Genomic DNA, 20,803 nt, shown 5'->3' with positions numbered 1-20,803 from the left:
CGCGCCGCAGCCAGACTGCCACATCCGCTCCACAACGCACCACTTTTCACCACTTTCTACCACTTATATTTTTATTCTATATCAACTCAGGGAAAATAGCAAGGTCTTTTTTCTATTTCATTTTTAAGATTTTCCCCAAAATGCAACATTTTTATGCGCATTTTCCGCCTTTTTTATACCAATTTTGTATCAAAAAAGAGAAAACCTTTTTTGCCGGTTTTCCCCTTTTCTGTATTTTTATTCTGTTTTTTTCACTGGTTTTATCCTTAAGAATGGGCTGTCTCCCCACCGGATGATAATTTTTTTCGTTTCCATACCACCAGGATGGTACATCCCACCACAAGGCACCCCGAAAGGAGCTGGGAAACCGGAAGTCCCACCACCGGAAGCAGAAGCTGGTCGGTGCGGAGTCCCTCGATCCAGATTCTTCCAAGGCCGTATCCTATCAGATACATCAGGAACACTTCGCCGTTAAATTTTTTTCTTTTCCGAAACCAGAAAAGAAAAAGCAGGACACCCACATTCCATAAACTTTCATATAAAAAGGTGGGATGCACCTGAATATACTCGACGCCGTTTACCGTCACCACATGATCCCACATTTTCTGTGTGATTTCATTGGCACGAACCGCGGAAACCGGAAGCTGCATTGCAAACAGGTTGTTAGTGTAGTCACCGAATGCCTCACGGTTAAAGAAGTTTCCCCACCGTCCCATAATCTGACCGAACACGATGCTCATGCTCGCGGTATCCATCAGAAGGCTGAAGTTCTGTTTCTTCTTTCTGCTGTAAATCACCACCGCAATGCAGGCACCGATGATGCCGCCGTAGATGGCAAGTCCGCCTTGGCGGATGTTGAAAATACTCAAAAGATCATCCTTATAATAGTCCCAGGCAAATATAACGTAGTAAATCCGCGCCCCGAGAATACCGGCTGCGATGCCGATCATCGCAAGATCGAGGTACTGCTCCGGGTTCTGCCCTGTCCGCTTTGCCTCTCTTTGGGCAATCCAGATCGCAATCATCATACCGGTTACGATCACGATGCCGTAATAGGCGATGGAAAATCCGAAAATACTGATGTTTTTTCCCACATGGTCGAGATAGATCCCGAGATTGGGAAAATTAATTTCCATATCCATAACTTATATTCTCTCTTATTATTACTTATCAAACGTTGAAACGGAACAGGATGACATCGCCGTCGCGGACAATGTAATCTTTTCCTTCCATACGCACAAGGCCTTTCTCTCTTGCTCCTGCGTAGGAACCGCAATCGAGCAGATCCTGATAATTGACAACCTCGGCTTTGATGAATCCGCGCTCGAAATCGGTGTGGATTTTTCCGGCTGCCTGCGGTGCTTTTGTTCCGACTTTGATGGTCCATGCACGGGTCTCATCCTCTCCTGCTGTAAGGAAGCTCATGAGGCCGAGCAGACGGTAGCTTGCTGCGATCAGTTTTTCCAGGCCGGACTCGGTAAGACCAAGATCCTCGAGGAACATTTTTTTCTCATCCTCTTCGAGTTCGGAGATTTCTGCCTCGATCTCGGCGCAGATGACGAATACTTCGCTGTTGTGCTCTTTTGCATATTCGCGGACGGACTGCACATAGGAGTTGTTTGCACCGTCGTCAGCGAGATCATCCTCTGCTACGTTTGCTGCGTAGATGACCGGTTTACTGGTCAGCAGGTTGTACTCTGCGATCCATTTCTCCTCGTCCTCGTTCTGCAGCTCCATCAGGATGGCATCTTTTCCGTCCTCGAGCAGTTTTTTCAGACGCTCCTGGAATTCGAGCTCTTTTGCTGCCTCTTTGTCCATTCTTGCAGATTTTGCAGTTTTGGAAATACGGCGCTCGAGTACCTCAAGGTCGGCGAAGATCAGCTCAAGGTCGATGGTCTCGATATCACGGAGCGGATCAATGCTGCCGTCTACGTGGATAACGTTCGGATCCTCGAAGCATCTGACAACGTGAACGATAGCATCTACCTCACGGATATTGGCAAGGAACTGGTTTCCAAGTCCCTCTCCTTTGGATGCACCTTTTACAAGACCTGCGATGTCAACGAACTCGATGACAGCCGGTGTTACTTTCTTGGACTGATAGAAATCTCCGAGCTGCTGCAGACGCTTGTCCGGAACCGGCACGATGCCGACATTCGGGTCAATGGTACAGAACGGATAGTTTGCGCTCTCTGCTCCTGCTTTGGTCAGGGAATTGAAAAGTGTACTTTTTCCGACGTTCGGAAGGCCCACGATACCTAATTTCATAGTAATCTATATCTCCTTTGTTTTTATTTTTCGCTTCTTTTTCTGTTCGGGTTCTTTTTATGCACAAAAAGAGCCCAATGCAACTATAAATTATAGCACACGGGCTCTTTGATTTCAATGGATTTTAATCTCTTGACTGTACCATCAGAAGAATGCCGCCCTCGTACGATACATGCGCGGTCTCCTCGACGATCTCATTGCTCACGCACAGACCACCCGAAGTATTCGGCAGACAGTGATGGTCGAGCGGGTAGGCGAAGCCCTCCAGGGTGATGGATGCGACTTCCTTTTCCAGCGGGAAGAACGAAACGTACTTTCCGAACTGCTCTTCTTTCCGGATTTCAAACGAAGTTTCCACCGGAATCGTAATCAGATTGCGGCTGTCCACGATGTAAGCCGGAATTTTCTTCTCCCATGCCGTTTTCAGGTTCTGCACAATACTTAAGAAATGGTCGAGTCTTCCCCCTGTTGCTCCGAGGATCGTGATTTCACTGCTTCCCAGAACAATGGCCTGCTGAAATGCGATGTCCGTGTCCGTATTGTCCTTCATGGGATTAAATTCCCGGATCGGTGCGACATGGTTCTCCTTGTAATAATTTAAAATCTCCGGAGATAAACTGTCAAAATCTCCCAGAATATACGTCGGCATAATCTGGTAATGGTAGCAGAACTCCAGTCCCCGGTCTGCTGCCAGGATAATATCAAACTGCTGTTTCTGAAGATATGGGAAGGCAAAATCCGGTTCGATCATCCCTCCCGAAATAATACATGTTCTCACGTTTCCCTGCCTCTTTTTTCTGTCTTTTTGTATCTTATTCTGCCTTTTTGCTGTATGAAGAAATTTTTTCCTGCAGCTCGCGCACGTTCTGCTCGATGTTGCTGCCAAATACAGCAGAGCCTGCCACGATGATGTTGGCACCTGCCGCAAGGACTTCATCGATGGTCGCGCGGTTGATGCCGCCATCGACCTGAATGTGCACATGCTCCAGTCCCTTTTCATCCAGCATTCTGCGGAGCGTACGGATCCTCTCCGTCGACTCCGGGATATACTTCTGGCCGCCGAAACCAGGATAAACGCTCATAATCAGAATCATTTCTACCTGATCCATCACGTCCGTAACCGCAGAAAGCGGCGTATCCGGATTTACGGCAACTCCGGCATCTGCGCCTGTTTCATGAATCTTTTTCACGGTTTCTGCCAGATCGCGGCATGCCTCCGCGTGAACCGTGATCATATCCGCCCCGCAGCTTTGAAATTCTTCTACGTACCGCTCCGGGTCCTTTACCATCATATGAACATCAAAATACAGACTGCTTTCTTTTCGGATCGACTTTACCACCGGCATTCCAAACGAAATGGATGGTACAAACATTCCATCCATAATATCGATATGAAGCCACCGGCACTCTGCTTTCTCTACCCTTTGGATCTGTTCTCCGAGACGGTTGAAGTCTGCGGATAAAATAGAAGGTGCCAACTGATATACTCGGCTCATGCTAGTATCTCCTCTTTTCCTGTTCTTTCAGTTCTTCATAGAACATGGTATAGTTTTCAAATCTTTCTTTGCTGATATTTCCCTGTTCCAGTGCCTCTTTGACGGCACAGCCCGGCTCTTTTCCGTGGATGCAGCCGAGGAAACGGCATTTTCCTTCGTACGGATGAAATTCCGGGAAAAAGTTTTTCAGCTCCTCTTTTTCCATATCGGTTGTATAAAGCGAGCTGAACCCCGGCGTATCGCACAGATACGTCTCATGGTCGATCGGGATCATTTGGGAATGGCGCGTCGTGTGTTTTCCTTTTTTCAGCTTTTTGCTGATCTCTCCGGTCTCCATCTGGATTTCTTTCTGCATCCGGTTTGTGATCGAAGATTTTCCGACGCCGGACGGACCGGCTACCACCGTTGTTTTCCCTTTCAGGTATGCTTCCACTTCCTGCATGCCCTGCTCTTTCGCTGCACTCACCGTAAAGACACGGTAACCGCAGTTCTCATAGACGCTTCGCAGATGGTCTGTGTAATCTTCCCCCGCAAGATCTCTTTTATTGAAACAGATTGCCGTCGGAACGTTCTGCTGTTCCATCATCACAAGAAAACGGTCCAGAAGCGTCAGGTTCGGGGTCGGATTTTCCAGCGCAAAAATCACAAGCGCCTGATCGATATTGGCCACTGCCGGACGGATCAGTTCATTTTTTCGCGGCAGAATCCGGGTCATATTTCCTGTTTTTTCCGCTTCATCCAGAATCTCGATTTCCACAAGATCTCCGACGAGCGGTTTCTGGCCTTCCTTTCGGAAAATTCCTTTTGCTTTGCACTCATAAATGCCGGATTCTTCTACGTCTACGTAGTAGAATCCGGCAATTCCTTTCATAATCTTTCCTGTCATACTCACCCTTCACTCAACGGAACCGATTGGTACTGTGCAATTGCCTGATAACTTCCGCTCGAATCCATCTCATAGAAGACGATTCTTCCGGTAGAAGAAGCAGACGATGAAGCACTCCAGTTGGTGTTGACAGAATACGGCCAGCTCGTAATGGCCTGTCCGTCCATGATGGTGATGGAGGTCTCGTTTCCGTTCCCATCATCCTGGATCAGCTCAATTTTTGCAATACCACCCTGATACTGATCCGGCGCACTTAAGGTCTGGCTGCAGGACCAGGTAACATCCGTAGCGGTATTTGCGCCCGGCTCTGCCGGTGTCGGGGTCGGTGTATTCTCATCCGGCGTCGTTGGCTGTGCACTCGGGCTATTGACATAAATCGTAACGTCAGAACCTTTCTTTACTTTGGTTCCGATTGCCGGGTCAACCTCCATGACTTCGCCCTCGGCCACCTTGCTGCTGGTTCCTGTTTTTACAATAATATTGAAATCGCTCAGGATTGATTTTGCAGTTTCCTCATCCAGACCAATTACATCACGGATTGCAATTTCTTCCGCGTCCTTTGATCCCTTGCTGACAACGAGGGTAACGGTGGATTCCGGTGCAACCTGGCTTCCTTCGGCCGGATCAACGGAAATTACGTATCCTTCGGCAACGGTATCGCTGAAATCCTCTGTGGTAGAAACCTGAAGTCCAAGCTGGGTCAGAGCAGCGCTTGCAGCGTCTTTCTGTGTTCCCACAATACCGGTCGGAATCGTTACGGTTTCTTTTCCGGAGCTTACATAATACGTAATCGTTGCATTTTTATCAACTTTCGTTCCCGGTGTCAGATCCTGACGGCAGATCTTTCCTGCCTCAATGACATCCGATGCCTCGGTTCCGCCATTGACTACGCCAAGCTTCAGGCTGTTTGCCAGTGTGGCTGCATCTGCCTCTGTTTTGTTTCTCAGATCCGGAACGGTTACTTTTTCCTCTTCTTTGCTGCTGGAAGAAACAACTTCCGTGCTGCTCGATGATGATGCAGAACCAGAAGAAGCTGCGGTCGGTCCTTTTCCGCCGACAATGCCGGCTGCCTGTGCGATGAAGTAGATCAGCATGCAGATGATGATGGCTGCAATCGCAAAACCGCCGATCGTAATGATCTTCTCAAGTTTGTTTCCGGCTTTGTCATCGTCATCCTCATCGTCGTAATAGGAATCGTCGTCATCCTCATCGTAGGAATCGCGGTCATCCTCGTCTTCGTCCTCATCCTCTTCTTCTTCGTCCTCGTAGCTGTAATCTTCGTTCTCGTCCTCATCCTCGATCTTGCTGTAGCGCTTGCGGGCCGGCTCCTCTGCCGTCTGCGCATTTGCTTTTGCTGCTGCGCCGGAACGGATCTGGCTTAATTCCTCTGCGGATACCATAACGGTCTCGGCGTGGGAGCTTAACGGAGTTACTTTTACGAAGTTGCCCTGCGGCTCCATCAGCGAATGCTTCAGGTCATCGATCAGCTCCGCCATGTTGTTGTAACGGCGGTCCGGGCTCTTCTGGGTACATTTTAAGATGATCTGCTCCAGTGCGAACGGAAGGTTCGGGGTATATTTGGATGGAGATTCAATCTCCTCCTGTAGATGCTTGATTGCGATGGCAACGGTGGTGTCGCCGTCAAACGGCACTCTTCCGGTTACCATCTCGTACATGGTGATACCAAGGGAATAGATATCACTCTTATAGTCCGAATATCCGCCGCGCACCTGCTCCGGAGAGCTGTAATGTACGCTTCCCATAACGTTCGAACTGATCGTATTGGAAGAAGTTGCCTTTGCAATACCAAAGTCGGAAAGTTTTACTTTTCCGTCTGTGGAAATGATGATGTTCTGCGGTTTGACATCGCGGTGTACAATATTGCGGTTGTGTGCTGCTTCAAGACCAAGGGAAACCTGAATGGCGATGCTGGTCGCCTCTTTTACGCTCAGTTTTCCTTTGCGGTCAATGTAATCCTTCAGAGTAATTCCCTCGACAAGCTCCATGACGATATAGTAAACGCCGCGGTCCTCCCCGACATCGTACACGTTTACAATATTCGGATGGGACAGTCCTGCTGCGGCCTGTGCCTCCGTGCGGAACTTGCGGATAAAGGTTTTATCCTCCCGGAATTCCGGTTTTAAAACCTTGACGGCCACCATGCGGTTCAGCTTGTGGTCTTTTGCTTTGTAGACATCAGCCATACCGCCGGAACCGATCCGGCTTATGATCTCATATCGTTCTCCTAAAATAACGCCCTCTTTTAACATTCTTTCACCTCGTTTGTAAATGGTTCAACGACAATGACTGCGATATTGTCTCTGCCGCCATTTGCATTTGCTTTATCAATTAAACGTTTCGCCTTGTCCTCACCGTCTTCTCGGCAGATGAGTTCGAAAATCTCCTCATCCGTTACCATGTTGGAAAGGCCGTCCGAGCACATCACCAATTGATTGCCCTCTTCAAGCTGAATGTCAAAGAAATCAATCTTTACGGTATCCTGTGTGCCTACTGCTCTGGTAATAATGTTTTTGTCCGGGTGATTCCGCGCCTGCTCGGGAGTGAGTTCTCCAAGGCGCACCATCTCTGCGATCAGGGAATGGTCCTGCGTCACCTGGTCAAACGTGCCATCTGCTGCCAGATACAGCCTGCTGTCTCCTACGTTTGCAACGTAGGCATAGTTGCCGACAACCGTAGCTACTACCATCGTCGTACCCATGCCTTCCATGGATATATCTCGTTTTGCCTGCTCAAAAATCTGGCTGTTTGCTGCTTCAATTCCATGCCGAATGATCCGCACCGGGTTGAAATTCGTATCCCTTTTTACAGATTCCACCAGTACAGAAACACCGTAACGCGAAGCAAAATCGCCCGCGTTATGGCCTCCCATGCCGTCTGCAACGACAAAGAGGTTCGGAAGGTTTCCGACCGGAGAGGCGGAGGCAAACACAAAATCCTGGTTCATCGTCCGTTTCTGTCCGATATCGGTTGCAGAAAATACCTTCATGCTTTTTTCTCCTGTATTGACAGCCGCTTTTTACGGCTGTTCGTTTGATTTATCGATAAAACTTTTTCTTAACTGTCCACAGGCTCCGTCAATATCGGCGCCCATTTCCCTTCTAATAGTAACATTAATTCCGTATTTTTCAAGTTTATTTTTGAAATTCTCTACGACTTTTTTCGTTGATTTCACGTAATCGCGCTCTTTGATCGGGTTGACCGGGATCAGATTTACATGACAGTTGATATCCGAAATCCGCGCGGAAAGCTCTTTTGCATCGGCTTCGCTGTCATTTTTCCCGCCAACGAGAGAGTACTCAAATGTAATCCGACGGCCTGTTTTTGCAAAGTAATTGCGGCATGCATCGAGAATTTCATCAATGGAATATTTATTGGCAATCGGCATCAGCTCGCGGCGCTTTTCATCGTTCGGCGCATGAAGGGAAAGTGCCAGGGTGATCTGGAGTCCCTCATCTGCCAATTTGTACATATTCGGCACGATTCCGCAGGTGGAAACGGTGATGTTTCTCTGGCTGATGTTGAGTCCTTCCTGGCTCGAAAGCAGCCGCACGAAGCGCACCAGATTGTCGTAGTTGTCCATCGGCTCACCCGTTCCCATGACAACCAGATTGGAGACCCGCTCCCCGGTGTCCTCCCAAATCCGGTAAATCTGGTCGAGCATCTCCGACGGAGTCAGGCACCGCACGAGTCCGCCGATTGTGGACGCGCAGAAGCGGCAGCCCATCCGGCAGCCGACCTGGGATGAGATGCAGACGGAATTTCCGTGGTGGTACTTCATCCAGACGCTCTCGATCACGTTGCCGTCGCTAAGGCGGAACAGGTATTTTCTCGTTCCGTCGATTTTGGACTCCTGCACCTGCACTTTTTCGAGACAGGTAAGCGGATACTGTTCCTTTAATTTTTCCCGGAAGGCAAGCGAGAGATTCGTCATCTCATCGTAGCTGCCCGCCAGACGATGATGCATCCAGTCGTATAACTGTTTGGCACGGAACGGCTTTTCTCCCATCTGCTGGCAGGCGTCCTTTAATTCGTCTAAGGTCATTGATTTAATATCCATCTGTTACGCCCGTCCTTCCTCTGTTTTCCGGAATTTTGCAAGGAAAAATCCGTCTGTCTTGTGTACCCCCGGGATCAGCTGCAGCTGTCCTTTGGCCGTTTCTCCGCTTTTCAGCTCATCCGGCAGCAGTTCATCCAGACTGACTGCTTCAAACGGGAACTGTTCCAGAAACCATGCGGCATTCTCGCTGTTTTCTTTTCTGTTGACGGTACATGTGCTGTACAGCAGTGTGCCGCCCGGCTTTACGTACGATGCGGCATTTGCAAGGATTGCCCGCTGAATCCGTACCAGCTCCTCTTCTTTTTCTTTTGAAGCGTAATATTTGATATCCGGCTTTCTGCCGATGACGCCGTATCCGGTGCACGGCAGGTCCGCAATCACAACGTCCGCTTTTCCGATCCATTCCGCATCGAGCTGTTCCGCATCTTTTACCTTCGGCACGACGCAGGAAACACCTGCTCTCTGCACATTTTCCCGGATCAGATCGACCTTGTATTCAGTGAGATCACGCGCTTCCACGCATCCCTGATTTCTCATTTTATCTGCTGCATGGAGGCTCTTTCCGCCCGGTGCCGCGCAGAGATCCAGCACCTGGTCACCCGGCTTTGGATCCGCCAGATGCGCCGCCATCATGGAGCTCACATCCTGAATCTGGAACCGGCCTTCCTGGAAGGCATTCAGTGATGCGATCGTCTCAAAGTTTTTCAGATAGAACGCCTCGCCAAGATACGGCGCTTTTTCCAGCTCTGCCCCCTGGCTTTCCAGGCTTTTCTTCGTCTCCTCGATCGTATTGTTCCAGCGGTTGATACGGATCGTCACCTGTTTTTCTTTCAGGAAATCCGCCATCATCGTTTCTGCCGTTTCTTTTCCGTACTGGGATACGAACTCCTCAACCAGAAATTCCGGCATGGAGTATTTCACGGAAAGATACTGCGTAGTATTGTTCTCCTTCGGCATCGGCAGATGATCTTTTTCCCGCACGATCGTGCGCAGAACGCCGTTGACAAAGCCCTTTAAGTTGTAAAAATGCTTCTTTTCCGCCAGTTTCACCGCCTCATTGACGACTGCCGAATCCGGTACTGCGTCAAGAAAACGGATCTGGTACACCGACATCCGTAAGATCGCACGAATCACCGGCTTGCATTTGTTGATCTTGATTTTGGAATACTGATTGATGATGTAGTCATTCTGGATGCCGTATTCCACGGTTCCCTCGCAGACCCGCTTGATAAACGCACGGTCCTGCCGCGGCAGGAACTGGTATTTATCGAGGGCGTCCCTTACAGCAAGATGGCAGGGCGTTTTCTCCCTGTCCATCTCAAGCAGAATGTTCATAATCAGCTCTCTTGTATTGATTGTATCAGTCATCATTTCTCCTAAATGCTCCGGATAAAATCAGCAGCCGGAGCAGCTGCAGCAGAGAACCGATCACCGCTGCCACGTATGTCATGGCTGCAGCCCAGAGTACTTTCTTGACTCCGTCGTGTTCCGTCTCTGTCACCATACCGCCCTCACTGAGCATTTTTAATGCTCTTCTCGACGCATCGAACTCGACCGGAAGTGTTACCACCTGGAATGCCAGTGCCAGCACAAACAGCCAGATACCGGCTTTCACAAGCATCGGAAGGCTGAAAATCAGTCCGATCAGGAACAGCGGCCAGAAAAGCTGGGATCCAAGGTTCGCTGCCGGAACAATGGCGCTTCTTACTTTCAGCGGCACGTAATCCGTATTGTGCTGTACGGCATGGCCGCACTCATGCGCTGCGACGCCGATCGCTGCGACCGAGGTTGAATCGTAAACCGCATCCGATAAATTCACGGTTTTTGTCCGCGGATCATAGTGGTCGGTCAGTTTACCGGATACGTGGCGGACGGTCACATCGTAGATGCCGGCCTGATGCAGAATGCGCATCGCCGCCTCGCGTCCCGTCATGCCGCTGTACGAGCGGACGGTCTGATATTTGCTGAAAATCGTGTTCATGCGGGCGGATACCGCCATGGAAATCAGTGCGGCAAGAATCACCAGCAGATACGTACTGTCATAAAAAAGTCCCATATCGTTTTTCTCCTTTTTTCTCAGGCACAGCAGCCATCACACCGCTGTGCAGTTCCCCGCCTTAACTTCAGGTTGCTTTTTCTCTTTTATTCGCCAAGTCTGGTACCCGGCTCGATCGCATAGCCGCGCAGGAAATCGGCGGTTTTCATCCGTTTCTTTCCTTCGAGCTGCAGCTCCTCGATCACCAGAATGCCGTCTCCCGTCTTTACATGGAGGCCTGTCTCATCTGCCACCCAGACTTTTCCGGCACTCTTCGTCGGATTCTGTCCCGGAATTTTCGAAAACAGATCGCCGCCGAACATGGCAATGACTTTGGCATCCCAGATTTTCAGGTTCTTTCCGTTTACTTTTGTAAAAGCACTCGGCCACGGGCTCATCGCACGGATCTGACGTTCGATCTCAACGGCACTCTTCGTCCAGTCGATCTTTCCGTCTTCTTTTTTGATCATCCGCGCATACTCTGTGGTGCTTATCTCCGGCTGTTTTTCCGGTGTCACTTCGCCTTTTTCAAGTCTTGGAAGTGTCTCCACCAGAAGTTTTGCTCCGGCTGCGGCGAGCTTGTCAAAGAGACTGCCGCCGGTCTCATCTGCTGCAAGCGGAACTTCCACTTTCGTCAGCATATCGCCTGTGTCGAGGCCTTCATCCATCTTCATAATGGTTACGCCGCTCACTTCATCGCCGTTCATGACAGCCCACTGGATCGGCGCTGCTCCGCGGTAAGCCGGAAGCAGGGATGCATGAACGTTGATGCATCCGTATTTCGGCATGTCCAAAATCTCTTTTGGAATAATCTGGCCGAATGCAACGACAACGATCACATCCGGCTCCATTTTCCGGATTTCCTCGATCGCCTCTGCATCCCGCACGCGGCGCGGCTGATAGACCGGAAGGCCGTGTTTTTCGGCTGCCTCTTTCACCGGTGTCGGCATCATCTGTTTTCCGCGGCCTTTCGGTTTGTCCGGCTGGGTCACAACGCCTGTGATCTCATAACCGGCCTCCACGAGTGCCTCAAGTGTTCCCACGGAGAAATCCGGGGTTCCCATAAATACCACTTTCATCTGAAGTCATCTCCTTTATTTTAAGACTTACTCTTCGTCCTCGTACTCCTCATACTCATCGTACGTGTTGTCCCAGAGTTCGCCTTCTACTTTTTCTGTATACATATGTCCGTCGAGGTGATCACACTCGTGGCAGATGCAGCGGGCAAGAAGTTCTGTTCCCTCCAGTTCAAACGGCTGCATGTCGCGGTCCAGCGCTCTTACCTTTACGTAATTCGGACGGGTTACTGTACCGGATTTTCCCGGAAGGCTTAAGCAGCCTTCTGCTCCTGTCTGGCTTCCGGAAGTCTCCAGGATTTCCGGATTGATCAGAAGATGTGGGGTTCCATCCACATCCATGACTACGATTCTCTTTAAGATGCCGACCTGCGGTGCGGCAAGGCCGACACCGTTTGCCTCATACATGGTGTCAAACATGTCGTCGATCAGCTCGCTGATTCTTGGTGTCATCTTCTCCACCGGTCTGCATTTTTTCGTTAATACGCGGTCGCCTACGACTCTGATTTCTCTGATTGCCATAATTCTTTTCCTTTCTTTTGCTCTTCTATTATAAATAATCTATGTGTAAATAGTATGAAAAAACTAATACTTTCTGCTGAAGTCAAACTGTAAATAAACGGTACGGAAGCCTTTGTTAATCTCGATATACCGCTCCAGTTTTTCCCGCAGCTCTGCCAGCACCTCTTCCTGCGGCGCGCGTACATACACGGCCATGCGGTACAGGTCATTGATTTTCGACACTGCCTCACTTGCCGGGCCGATGATCTGGACTTCGCGGTTTCCCCGGATGCGGATGAGATATCTGCGAATGTATTCCATCGCCTGCGTCAGATGCGCTTCATCCTCCCCGGCTCCGTGGATCGCCAGAAGCTCCGCCGCCGGTGGATATCCCATCAGACGGCGGTAGTCCATTTCTTTCTCGTAAAATGCCCCGTAATCCTGCTCTGCCGCCGTCTGAATGCTGTAATGTTCGGGATGGTACGTCTGAATGACTGCCATTCCCGGCTTTTCGCCTCTTCCGGCGCGGCCGACTGCCTGCGTCAGCAGCTGGAACGTACGCTCCCCGGCACGGTAATCGACTGCATTCAGGGAGAGATCCGCCGCCAGCGCTCCCACCAGCGTGACATTCGGGAAATCGTGGCCTTTTACGATCATCTGGGTTCCAATCAGGATATCGGCCTCCCCCGCCGCAAATGAGGACAGGATTTCTTCATAACTGTTTTTCGTTTTTGTCGTGTCGCCGTCCATCCTAAGAACGCGTGCCTTTGGAAACAGCTTTTTCACGTTCTGCTCAATCTGCTGCGTACCGGCGCGGAAGCCGCCGATATACGGGGAACCGCACGACGGGCACGCATGTACCTGCGGTGTTTCATAACCGCAGTAATGGCAGACGAGCTTTCCGTTATTGTGTGCTGTCAGTGATACATCGCAGTGCGGGCATTTCATCACATGGCCGCATGCACGGCACGAGACGAAGCCCGCATAGCCTCTGCGGTTCAGAAACAGTACAACCTGTTCCTTTTTTTCAAGCCGTTTTTCGATCTCTTCCCGCAGTTTTCCGGACAGAATCGAACGGTTTCCCATCTGTAATTCTTCCCGCATATCCGCGATCCATACGGACGGAAGTGCTGCATTTCCGTACCGCGCATCCATCCGGAACAGCGCGTACGCTCCCGTCTCGCAGGCGTAAGAAGCATCCACCGACGGCGTTGCCGAACCCATCACCACATGGGCATGCTCCAGCCCGGCGCGGCGCACGGCGGTCTCCCTTGCATGGTAGCGCGGCGTCACTTCACTTTTATAGGAGGTTTCATGCTCCTCATCGATTACGATCAGCCCCAGATCCGGAAACGGTGCAAAGAGTGCGGAACGCGGACCGATCATAATACTGACCTCCCCGCGCCGCGCGCGCTCCATCTGGTCGGCGCGCTCGGACGGTGTCATCCGCGAGTTGACCACCGTGACCCTTGTTCCAAACCGTGCGCAGAACCGCTCCACGTTCTGATACGTCAGCGCAATCTCCGGGATCAGCACGATCACCTGTTTTCCTTCCTTCAGCACTCGCTCCATCAGCTCCATATAGACGAGCGTTTTGCCGCTTCCCGTCACACCGCGGATCAGGCAGGGGCGGTTCTGTCCTTCCCATTCCTTTCGAATGCCGTCCACCACGGCCTGCTGCTGTTCGTTTGGTTTTCCCGCAGTTGTTCTTCCTGCCGCATCAGATACCGGATTTCTCCAGGTGCTCGTACGGCGGATTTCCAACACGCCCTGCTCTTCCATCACGTGCAGCGTATCTGCCGTGATTTTCAGTTTCTTGCTCACAACCGGCCCTGGAAGAACCGGCTGGGCCAGCAGCGCGTTTAAGAGACGGATTCTCGCTTTATAATTTTTCTTTCTGTAGTTTTCCAGCAGCTCCTCACATCTCGCAGGATCTGCAAGAAGCGCAATTTCGCGGGTTTCTTTCCCGCGCGCCTTTACTTTGACTGGAAGCACCGTCTTTAACGCCTGGATCATCGTCGATCCGTACGTATGACGCATCCACGCGGCGAGCGCGATGAGCTTCGTCTCTACGGTCGCCGCATCCTTTTGTACCGCGAGGATGGCCTTCATCCGGTCCTGCGGATATTTCGGCTCGTTTCCGACGGAAAGCACATAGCCGGTGATCGTGCGGTTTCCGTTTCCAAACGGAATCTGTACCGCCGTTCCCGGACTGATCTCCCCTGTCAGTTCCGGCGGAACCTTGTACTGAAAGGTCCGGTCCAGTTTTTCATTTGTGATGTCTACGATTACATCAGCGTAAACGCTGCTCATACATTCCCCTTACTTTCTTCCAGTATTTCCCGGATCAGCACGCGCTCATCCATCTCGTACCGTTTCCCCTTCCGGATCTGATACGTTTCGTGGCCTTTTCCCGCGAGCACCACGAGATCGCCCGGCTGCCGGTTTTCGATCACATACCGGATCGCCTCCTTACGGTCTGCAATCTCAACGAAAGCGCCTTCTGTTTTCCCGATTCCCGTCCGGATATCGTCCAGAATCGCCTGTGGTTCCTCATCCCGCGGATTGTCCGAGGTGATGACGGTCAGATCCGCCAGACGCCCCGACACCTCTCCCATCTGGAATCTCCGGTCCCGCGCGCGGTTTCCGCCGCAGCCGAAGAGACAGATCAGGCGCTTCGGATGGTATTTCCGCAGTGTCTTTAACAGGCTTTCAAGGCTCATCGCATTGTGTGCGTAGTCAATGAGAAGCGTCATTTCCGGATACACCGGAACTGCCTCACACCGCCCACGGACGCGGACTGCGGAAAGTGCCTCCTGCATCGCCTTTTCCGGGATTCCCATCTGCGCGCAGACCGCAATGGCGGCAAGCGAGTTGGAAACGGAAAACAGACCCGGCAGATCTACCCGTACCGGAAAATCCGCTGCGCCCTGCACCCGGTATGAGACACCGAGCACGCCGGGCGCCTGATCGAGTGCTGCATCTGCTGCCATAAAATCAGCTTTTTCCCTGCATCCGAATGTCACCAGACGGCAGGTGCTCTGCCTTATGATCTCCGGAAACCTTTTGTCATCCCGGTTTACAATTCCGGTTCTGCAGGTGCGAAGCAGCTTCTTTTTGCAGGACAGATATTCTGCAAACGATGCATGCTCCCCGGCGCCGATGTGGTCGTTTCCAATGTTGGTGAACACACCGTAATCAAACGTAAATCCATCACACCGGTGCTGTTTTTCCGCCTGCGAGGAAACCTCCATCACAACATGGGTGCAGCCCTCCCGCATCATTTCAGAAAACAGCTTCTGCAGCACAACAGGCTCCGGCGTTGTATTTTCTGACAGAATGCTTTTTTCCCCGATCCTCGTCTCGATCGTTCCGATGAGTCCTGCGCGGATCCCTGCTTTTCGCAGGATTTCGTAAATCATATATGCAGTCGTCGTCTTTCCCTTCGTGCCGGTCACTCCGATTGTCACAAGGTGCTGCGCCGGATCGTCCTCCCAGGCACAGGAAAGCTGTGCGAGTGCTTCTCTGCTGTCCTTTACTACGAGTACGGTTACCTTTTCCGGAATCCCTTCCAGTTCCCGCTCCGCAACCAGGACAGCAGCGCCCCTCTCGACTGCTTCTTCTGCATATACGTGCCCGTCCATCCTGTTTCCGCGGATGCAGACAAACACGTTCTGCGGCTGTACTTTTCTGCTGTCGTATGTGATTCCTGTAACTTCCGCATCCAGACTGCCCTGCTGGAGCTGATATGCGATCCGCTTTTGTAACGTGCGCATGTTTTTCATGCCGGGACCTCCCTTTCACGTTTCAAATCCCTACGACTCAGATACTTTTATAGAATACCATAGTCCGAAAAACATTTCAATGTGCGCAATGTCGGTTTCTTCTTGATTTTTGCTCCCATAAACTTTATAATAGTTCTATATTGATGCCTGGTTTTTTCGTATCAAAATCTATGAACTGCAAAGAGAGGTATCTTCCAATGAAAAGAAAAAAAATAGTTGTTGCACTGGGACACAAAGCTCTTGGAACGACGCTGCCGGAACAGAAAGCAGCCGTAAAACGTTCCGCAAAAGTAATCGCAGATCTCGTTGCTGCCGGTGCTGATGTTGTCATCACCCACAGCAATGCGCCGCAGGTCGGCATGATCCACATGGCGATGAATGAATTCGGCAAAATGCACACCGACTACAGCGCAGCCCCGATGTCTGTCTGCTCCGCTATGAGCGAAGGCTACATCGGCTACGACCTGCAGAACGCCATCCGTGCTGAGCTTCTCCGCAGAGGAATCTTCAAAACCACATCCACGATTCTTACACAGGTTGAAGTAGATCCGTACGACGATGCCTTCAACAATCCGGTCAAACTGATCGGCCGTACGCTTACCAAAGAGGAGGCTGACGCAGAGGAAGAAAAAGGAAACTACGTAACAAAAACCGAGGACGGCTACCGCCGAATCGTTGCTGCTCCGAAGCCGCAGGATATCGTAGAGATCGACTCCATCCGTCTTCTTCTCGATGCCGGACAGGTTGTCATCGCAGCAGGCGGCGGCGGAATCCCGGTTCTCCCACAGAATGAAGAGTTAAAGGGTGCATCCGCAGTCATCGAAAAAGACCTCACCAGCGGCCTGATGGCAGAAATGCTGAACGCAGACATGCTGATGATCCTGACCAGCGTGGAAAACGTTTCCATCAACTACGGTACCCCGGACGAAAAACCGCTGGAGCACATCACCGTTGCTGACGCGAAGAAATACATCGCAGAAGGCCAGTTCGGAGAAAACTCCATGCTGCCGAAGATGGAAGCAGCTGTTTCTTTCCTCGAGAAAGGCATCGGCCGTACCGCAGTCATCACTTCCATTGATTCCGCACTCGCCGGATTCCAGGGAAAAACAGGTACGATTATTGAGTAATACAAAGTATACAAAAAAGGATTCCCTCGAGTGGGAATCCTTTTTTTCTACTCTTTTTCCGGACTAAAAAGCCAGATTAGAAAGTAAATTTATCTGCAAAGTAAGCATCGAGATCCTCAATTTTAATTCTCTCCTGCTCCATGGTGTCACGGTCACGGACGGTAACAGCACCATCGGTCTCGGAATCGAAGTCGTAGGTGATGCAGTACGGAGTACCGATCTCATCCTGACGGCGATACCGTTTTCCGATATTTCCACGGTCATCAAACTCGCAGTTGTATTTCTTGGACAGCTCTGCAAAGACTTTCTCAGCGCCCTCATTCAGCTTCTTGGAAAGCGGAAGCACACCGATTTTTACCGGTGCCAGTGCCGGATGGAAATGCATCACGGTACGAACATCATTCTTCTCTGCGTCGAGAACTTCCTCGTCATAAGCGCTGCACAGGAATGCCAGAACGACACGGTCAGCACCAAGAGACGGCTCGATAACATACGGGATGTATTTCTCGTTCTTCTCTGGATCGAAATAGGTCATATCCTGTCCGGATACATTCTGATGCTGGGTCAGGTCGTAATCGGTACGGTCTGCGATTCCCCACAGCTCGCCCCATCCGAACGGGAACAGGAACTCGATATCGGTTGTTCCCTTGCTGTAGAAGCACAGCTCTTCCGGAGAATGGTCTCTTGCACGCATCTCTTCGTCTTTCATGCCGAGGCTCTTCAGCCAGTTGATGCAGAAGCCTCTCCAGTACTGGAACCAGTCAAGGTCGGTGCCAGGCTCGCAGAAGAACTCCAGCTCCATCTGCTCGAACTCACGGGTACGGAAGGTGAAGTTACCCGGTGTAATCTCGTTACGGAAAGATTTGCCGATCTGACCGATTCCGAACGGAATTTTCTTTCTGGAAGTACGCTGTACGTTTTTGAAGTTTACGAAGATACCCTGTGCAGTCTCCGGACGAAGATATACGGTGTTCTTCGCATCCTCTGTAACACCCTGGAAGGTTTTGAACATCAGGTTGAACTGACGGATATCGGTAAAGTTATGTTTTCCGCAGGACGGACACGGAATCTGATGCTCCTCGATGAAGTTCTTCATCTCTTCCTGGGACCATGCGTCTACGCTGCCGCCTTCGATTTCAATGCCTTTTTCCTCACAGAAATCTTCGATCAGTTTGTCTGCACGGAAACGCTCGTGGCACTCTTTACAGTCCATCAGAGGATCGGAAAATCCGCCGAGATGACCGGAAGCTACCCATGTCTGCGGGTTCATCAGGATCGCGCAGTCAACACCTACGTTGTGCGGGCTCTCCATGACGAATTTCTGCCACCATGCTTTTTTCACGTTGTTTTTCAGCTCAACGCCGAGCGGGCCGTAATCCCAGGTATTTGCCAGGCCGCCGTAGATTTCGGAACCCGGATATACAAAACCTCTGGATTTTGCTACTGCCACAATTTTGTCCATTGTCTTTTCCATAGTTAGTTACTCCTCTATTTTATTTGTTTACTTACCATAAACAACAATAACAGGACTGGCAAGAAGAACGTCCTGCTCATATTCCTGCTCTGTTTCTTCTGTCTTAGCCTGCTCTGATGATGACGCAGAAGCACTCTCTGTGGACTTTGTGGTCCACTCGCCGGCCGTATCCACCGTGTTTTTTCCTTTGATCACGGCTGTACCGGAAACGCAGAGCACCGGATCTTCCGTTACGATTTCCAGCGGCTCCTCGCAGACAATCACGCGTACATGCTTAACGCCTTTGACCGCATCTTCGACTGAAACCTCATTGCCTTTAGAATCGACAAAGGAAGCGGAAAAATCATATCCCGCTTCTTCTGCCTCATCCAGCGTGCCTGCGAAAAATTCTGCTCCGTGATAATCCGCGTAGGACTGGTAATCTCCGTATTCCATCCGGATCTCCACCTTGTCCTCTTTGATCTGGCATTTTTCCAGCTTCACGGAATCCGCATCGCCGCGCTCCTCTGTGAATTTTTTGATGTCATCCTCCACAAAGACCTTCAGTTCGTCTTCCGTGTAATCATCGTCTTTGCTGTAATCTTCCACAATAGCTTCTGTCACAACACCATTTTTGCTCACATAGACAGATGTCGTTGTCACATCTTTTAACTTCTCACAGCCCGACAGCAGCACGGAAGCCGCTGTCAGAACTGCGAGAAGCTGTCCTGCTTTTTTCATAAAAATCCTCTAAAAAACCGCCTGAATTATTTATTGCGGTAAATGATATCGTCTCTTCCCGGTCCGTTGGAGATCATGGTGATCGGGAATCCGATTTCTTTCTCTACAAACTCGATGTAGTTTCTGCAGTTCTCCGGCAGATCCTCGTATTTCTTGATGCCGCGGATATCGCATTTCCATCCCGGAAGGGTTTTCAGAACCGGTTTTGCTTTCTCAAGAATGCTGGTGTTCGGGAAATCGTGGATTTCTTTTCCGTCTACTTCGTATGCTACGCAAACCGGAATCTCGTCCAGATATCCGAGAACGTCAAGTACGGTAAATGCTACGTCGGTGGTACCCTGCATTCTGCAGCCGTAACGGGAAGCAACACAGTCGAACCATCCCATACGTCTCGGGCGGCCTGTGGTTGCACCGAACTCTCCGCCGTCTCCGCCGCGTCTTCTGAGCTCATCTGCCTCATCGCCGAAGATCTCGGAAACGAAAGCACCTGCTCCTACTGCGCTGGAGTAAGCTTTGCATACGGTTACGATTTTCTTGATTTCATATGGCGGAACACCTGCTCCTACTGCACCGTATCCTGCCAAGGTGGAGGAAGAAGTTACCATCGGGTAAATTCCGTGATCCGGGTCTTTTAAGGAACCAAGCTGACCCTCAAGCAGGATCTCCTTGCCTTCCTGAATCGCGTTCCACAGGAATGCGGAAGTATCGCATACGTATGGCTCAACCATTTTTTTGTATTCCATCAGCTCTGCATAGATCTCATCCGGATTTAACTGCGGTTTGTGATACAGATGCTTGAGCAGAATGTTCTTGGTCTCGCATACGGATTTCAGTTTCTCTTTCAGGTGCTCATCGTCGAACAGCTCGTTTACCTGAAAACCGATTTTTGCATATTTATCTGAGTAGAACGGAGCGATACCGGATTTGGTGGAACCAAAGGATTTTCCGCCCAGACGCTCTTCCTCATACTGATCGAACAGGATGTGGTACGGCATTACCATCTGTGCACGGTCGGAAATTTTGATCTTCGGTGCCGGCACTCCCTTCGAAACGATCTCATTTAACTCTTTGATCAGAACCGGAATGTTGAGTGCAACACCGTTTCCGATTACGCTTGTTGTGTGGCTGTAAAATACGCCGGATGGAAGGGTATGAAGTGCAAACTTTCCATAGTTGTTTACAATGGTATGGCCTGCATTCGCACCACCCTGGAAACGGACAATAATGTCTGCCTCTTTTGCGAGCATATCGGTAATCTTACCTTTTCCCTCGTCTCCCCAGTTTGCTCCTACTACTGCCTTAATCATGTGACATCCTCCTAATTCAACGTATACTTGCGACCGGTTTTCCCGACCGT

18 protein-coding genes are annotated in these 20,803 nt (G+C 50.6%); 1 reads left to right on the top strand and 17 read right to left on the bottom strand.

Features of this window, described 5'->3' with window-relative positions; translation table 11 throughout:
• Positions 1–266 precede the first annotated feature (266 nt).
• The 14 genes from lgt to DWX32_RS11940 form a co-directional block, all read right to left on the bottom strand.
• A complete protein-coding gene (lgt, locus tag DWX32_RS12005; RefSeq protein WP_022461071.1) occupies positions 267–1,142 on the bottom strand; it encodes a prolipoprotein diacylglyceryl transferase in 876 nt (291 codons plus the stop codon).
• Positions 1,143–1,170: 28 nt separating this feature from the next.
• Complete coding sequence (gene ychF, locus DWX32_RS12000; RefSeq protein WP_022461456.1) at positions 1,171–2,268, bottom strand: redox-regulated ATPase YchF; 1,098 nt, start codon at positions 2,266–2,268, stop codon at positions 1,171–1,173.
• A gap of 124 nt (positions 2,269–2,392) precedes the next feature.
• Positions 2,393–3,046: a thiamine diphosphokinase gene (locus DWX32_RS11995; protein ID WP_147398326.1), complete on the bottom strand. Its 654-nt coding sequence runs from the start codon at positions 3,044–3,046 to the stop codon at positions 2,393–2,395.
• Between the two features lie 34 nt (positions 3,047–3,080).
• On the bottom strand, positions 3,081–3,764 hold the full coding sequence (rpe, locus tag DWX32_RS11990; RefSeq protein ID WP_022463156.1) for a ribulose-phosphate 3-epimerase: 684 nt from the start codon (positions 3,762–3,764) through the stop codon (positions 3,081–3,083).
• A gap of 1 nt (position 3,765) precedes the next feature.
• Positions 3,766–4,650, bottom strand: a complete 885-nt coding sequence (gene rsgA, locus DWX32_RS11985) for a ribosome small subunit-dependent GTPase A (RefSeq protein WP_055219788.1) — start codon at positions 4,648–4,650, stop codon at positions 3,766–3,768.
• A gap of 2 nt (positions 4,651–4,652) precedes the next feature.
• The gene (gene pknB, locus DWX32_RS11980) at positions 4,653–6,920 is read right to left on the bottom strand and encodes a Stk1 family PASTA domain-containing Ser/Thr kinase (protein ID WP_118660196.1); all 2,268 of its coding nucleotides are present in this window, start codon (positions 6,918–6,920) and stop codon (positions 4,653–4,655) included.
• Positions 6,914–7,657, bottom strand: a complete 744-nt coding sequence (locus DWX32_RS11975) for a Stp1/IreP family PP2C-type Ser/Thr phosphatase (protein WP_022463152.1) — start codon at positions 7,655–7,657, stop codon at positions 6,914–6,916. Before DWX32_RS11975 ends, pknB begins: the two co-directional genes overlap by 7 nt.
• A gap of 30 nt (positions 7,658–7,687) precedes the next feature.
• Positions 7,688–8,728 carry a 23S rRNA (adenine(2503)-C(2))-methyltransferase RlmN gene (gene rlmN, locus DWX32_RS11970; RefSeq protein ID WP_055226967.1) on the bottom strand — a complete coding sequence of 347 codons (1,041 nt, stop codon included), beginning with the start codon at positions 8,726–8,728 and terminating at the stop codon, positions 7,688–7,690.
• 3 nt (positions 8,729–8,731) lie between these two features.
• Positions 8,732–10,099, bottom strand: a complete 1,368-nt coding sequence (gene rsmB / locus DWX32_RS11965; protein WP_330415457.1) for a 16S rRNA (cytosine(967)-C(5))-methyltransferase RsmB — start codon at positions 10,097–10,099, stop codon at positions 8,732–8,734.
• Positions 10,089–10,784, bottom strand: coding sequence for a zinc metallopeptidase (locus tag DWX32_RS11960; protein WP_022463149.1), 696 nt, complete (start codon positions 10,782–10,784; stop codon positions 10,089–10,091). Before DWX32_RS11960 ends, rsmB begins: the two co-directional genes overlap by 11 nt.
• A gap of 86 nt (positions 10,785–10,870) precedes the next feature.
• Complete coding sequence (gene fmt, locus DWX32_RS11955; protein WP_118660194.1) at positions 10,871–11,842, bottom strand: methionyl-tRNA formyltransferase; 972 nt, start codon at positions 11,840–11,842, stop codon at positions 10,871–10,873.
• Between the two features lie 27 nt (positions 11,843–11,869).
• Entirely contained in the window at positions 11,870–12,361 is a 492-nt protein-coding gene (gene def / locus DWX32_RS11950; protein ID WP_055219778.1) for a peptide deformylase, read from the bottom strand.
• 63 nt (positions 12,362–12,424) lie between these two features.
• Complete coding sequence (gene priA, locus DWX32_RS11945) at positions 12,425–14,653, bottom strand: replication restart helicase PriA (protein ID WP_118660192.1); 2,229 nt, start codon at positions 14,651–14,653, stop codon at positions 12,425–12,427.
• Entirely contained in the window at positions 14,650–16,125 is a 1,476-nt protein-coding gene (locus DWX32_RS11940; RefSeq protein ID WP_118660190.1) for a UDP-N-acetylmuramoyl-L-alanyl-D-glutamate--2,6-diaminopimelate ligase, read from the bottom strand. The genes priA and DWX32_RS11940 overlap by 4 nt, the downstream gene beginning before the upstream one ends.
• Before the next feature lie 197 nt (positions 16,126–16,322).
• Between DWX32_RS11940 and arcC the strand changes: the two genes are divergently transcribed.
• Positions 16,323–17,252, top strand: a complete 930-nt coding sequence (gene arcC / locus DWX32_RS11935; protein ID WP_022463144.1) for a carbamate kinase — start codon at positions 16,323–16,325, stop codon at positions 17,250–17,252.
• A 76-nt stretch (positions 17,253–17,328) separates the two neighbouring features.
• Here the strand turns inward: arcC and DWX32_RS11930 are convergent, their stop codons facing one another.
• From DWX32_RS11930 to DWX32_RS11920, 3 genes are read right to left on the bottom strand one after another with little or no spacing between them, the layout of a single operon-like run.
• Positions 17,329–18,726, bottom strand: coding sequence for a glycine--tRNA ligase (locus DWX32_RS11930; protein WP_055265793.1), 1,398 nt, complete (start codon positions 18,724–18,726; stop codon positions 17,329–17,331).
• 27 nt (positions 18,727–18,753) lie between these two features.
• Entirely contained in the window at positions 18,754–19,446 is a 693-nt protein-coding gene (locus DWX32_RS11925) for a hypothetical protein (protein ID WP_118660188.1), read from the bottom strand.
• 26 nt (positions 19,447–19,472) lie between these two features.
• Positions 19,473–20,753: an adenylosuccinate synthase gene (locus DWX32_RS11920; RefSeq protein ID WP_118660186.1), complete on the bottom strand. Its 1,281-nt coding sequence runs from the start codon at positions 20,751–20,753 to the stop codon at positions 19,473–19,475.
• Positions 20,754–20,803: the final 50 nt, after the last annotated feature.

Source organism: Blautia sp. AF19-13LB (assembly GCF_003479105.1).
GTDB classification, from domain to species: domain Bacteria; phylum Bacillota; class Clostridia; order Lachnospirales; family Lachnospiraceae; genus Fusicatenibacter; species Fusicatenibacter saccharivorans.
This window is presented reverse-complemented; position numbering and strand designations above follow the sequence as displayed.

Coding starts and splice junctions, on each gene's coding strand:
- lgt (WP_022461071.1), bottom strand. CDS start 1,142: ATGGATATGGAAATTAATTTTCCCAATCTCGGGATCTATCTCGACCAT.
- ychF (WP_022461456.1), bottom strand. CDS start 2,268: ATGAAATTAGGTATCGTGGGCCTTCCGAACGTCGGAAAAAGTACACTT.
- rpe (WP_022463156.1), bottom strand. CDS start 3,764: ATGAGCCGAGTATATCAGTTGGCACCTTCTATTTTATCCGCAGACTTC.
- rsgA (WP_055219788.1), bottom strand. CDS start 4,650: ATGACAGGAAAGATTATGAAAGGAATTGCCGGATTCTACTACGTAGAC.
- pknB (WP_118660196.1), bottom strand. CDS start 6,920: ATGTTAAAAGAGGGCGTTATTTTAGGAGAACGATATGAGATCATAAGC.
- DWX32_RS11975 (WP_022463152.1), bottom strand. CDS start 7,657: ATGAAGGTATTTTCTGCAACCGATATCGGACAGAAACGGACGATGAAC.
- rlmN (WP_055226967.1), bottom strand. CDS start 8,728: ATGGATATTAAATCAATGACCTTAGACGAATTAAAGGACGCCTGCCAG.
- rsmB (WP_330415457.1), bottom strand. CDS start 10,099: ATGATGACTGATACAATCAATACAAGAGAGCTGATTATGAACATTCTG.
- DWX32_RS11960 (WP_022463149.1), bottom strand. CDS start 10,784: ATGGGACTTTTTTATGACAGTACGTATCTGCTGGTGATTCTTGCCGCA.
- fmt (WP_118660194.1), bottom strand. CDS start 11,842: ATGAAAGTGGTATTTATGGGAACCCCGGATTTCTCCGTGGGAACACTT.
- def (WP_055219778.1), bottom strand. CDS start 12,361: ATGGCAATCAGAGAAATCAGAGTCGTAGGCGACCGCGTATTAACGAAA.
- priA (WP_118660192.1), bottom strand. CDS start 14,653: ATGAGCAGCGTTTACGCTGATGTAATCGTAGACATCACAAATGAAAAA.
- DWX32_RS11940 (WP_118660190.1), bottom strand. CDS start 16,125: ATGAAAAACATGCGCACGTTACAAAAGCGGATCGCATATCAGCTCCAG.
- arcC (WP_022463144.1), top strand. CDS start 16,323: ATGAAAAGAAAAAAAATAGTTGTTGCACTGGGACACAAAGCTCTTGGA.
- DWX32_RS11930 (WP_055265793.1), bottom strand. CDS start 18,726: ATGGAAAAGACAATGGACAAAATTGTGGCAGTAGCAAAATCCAGAGGT.
- DWX32_RS11925 (WP_118660188.1), bottom strand. CDS start 19,446: ATGAAAAAAGCAGGACAGCTTCTCGCAGTTCTGACAGCGGCTTCCGTG.
- DWX32_RS11920 (WP_118660186.1), bottom strand. CDS start 20,753: ATGATTAAGGCAGTAGTAGGAGCAAACTGGGGAGACGAGGGAAAAGGT.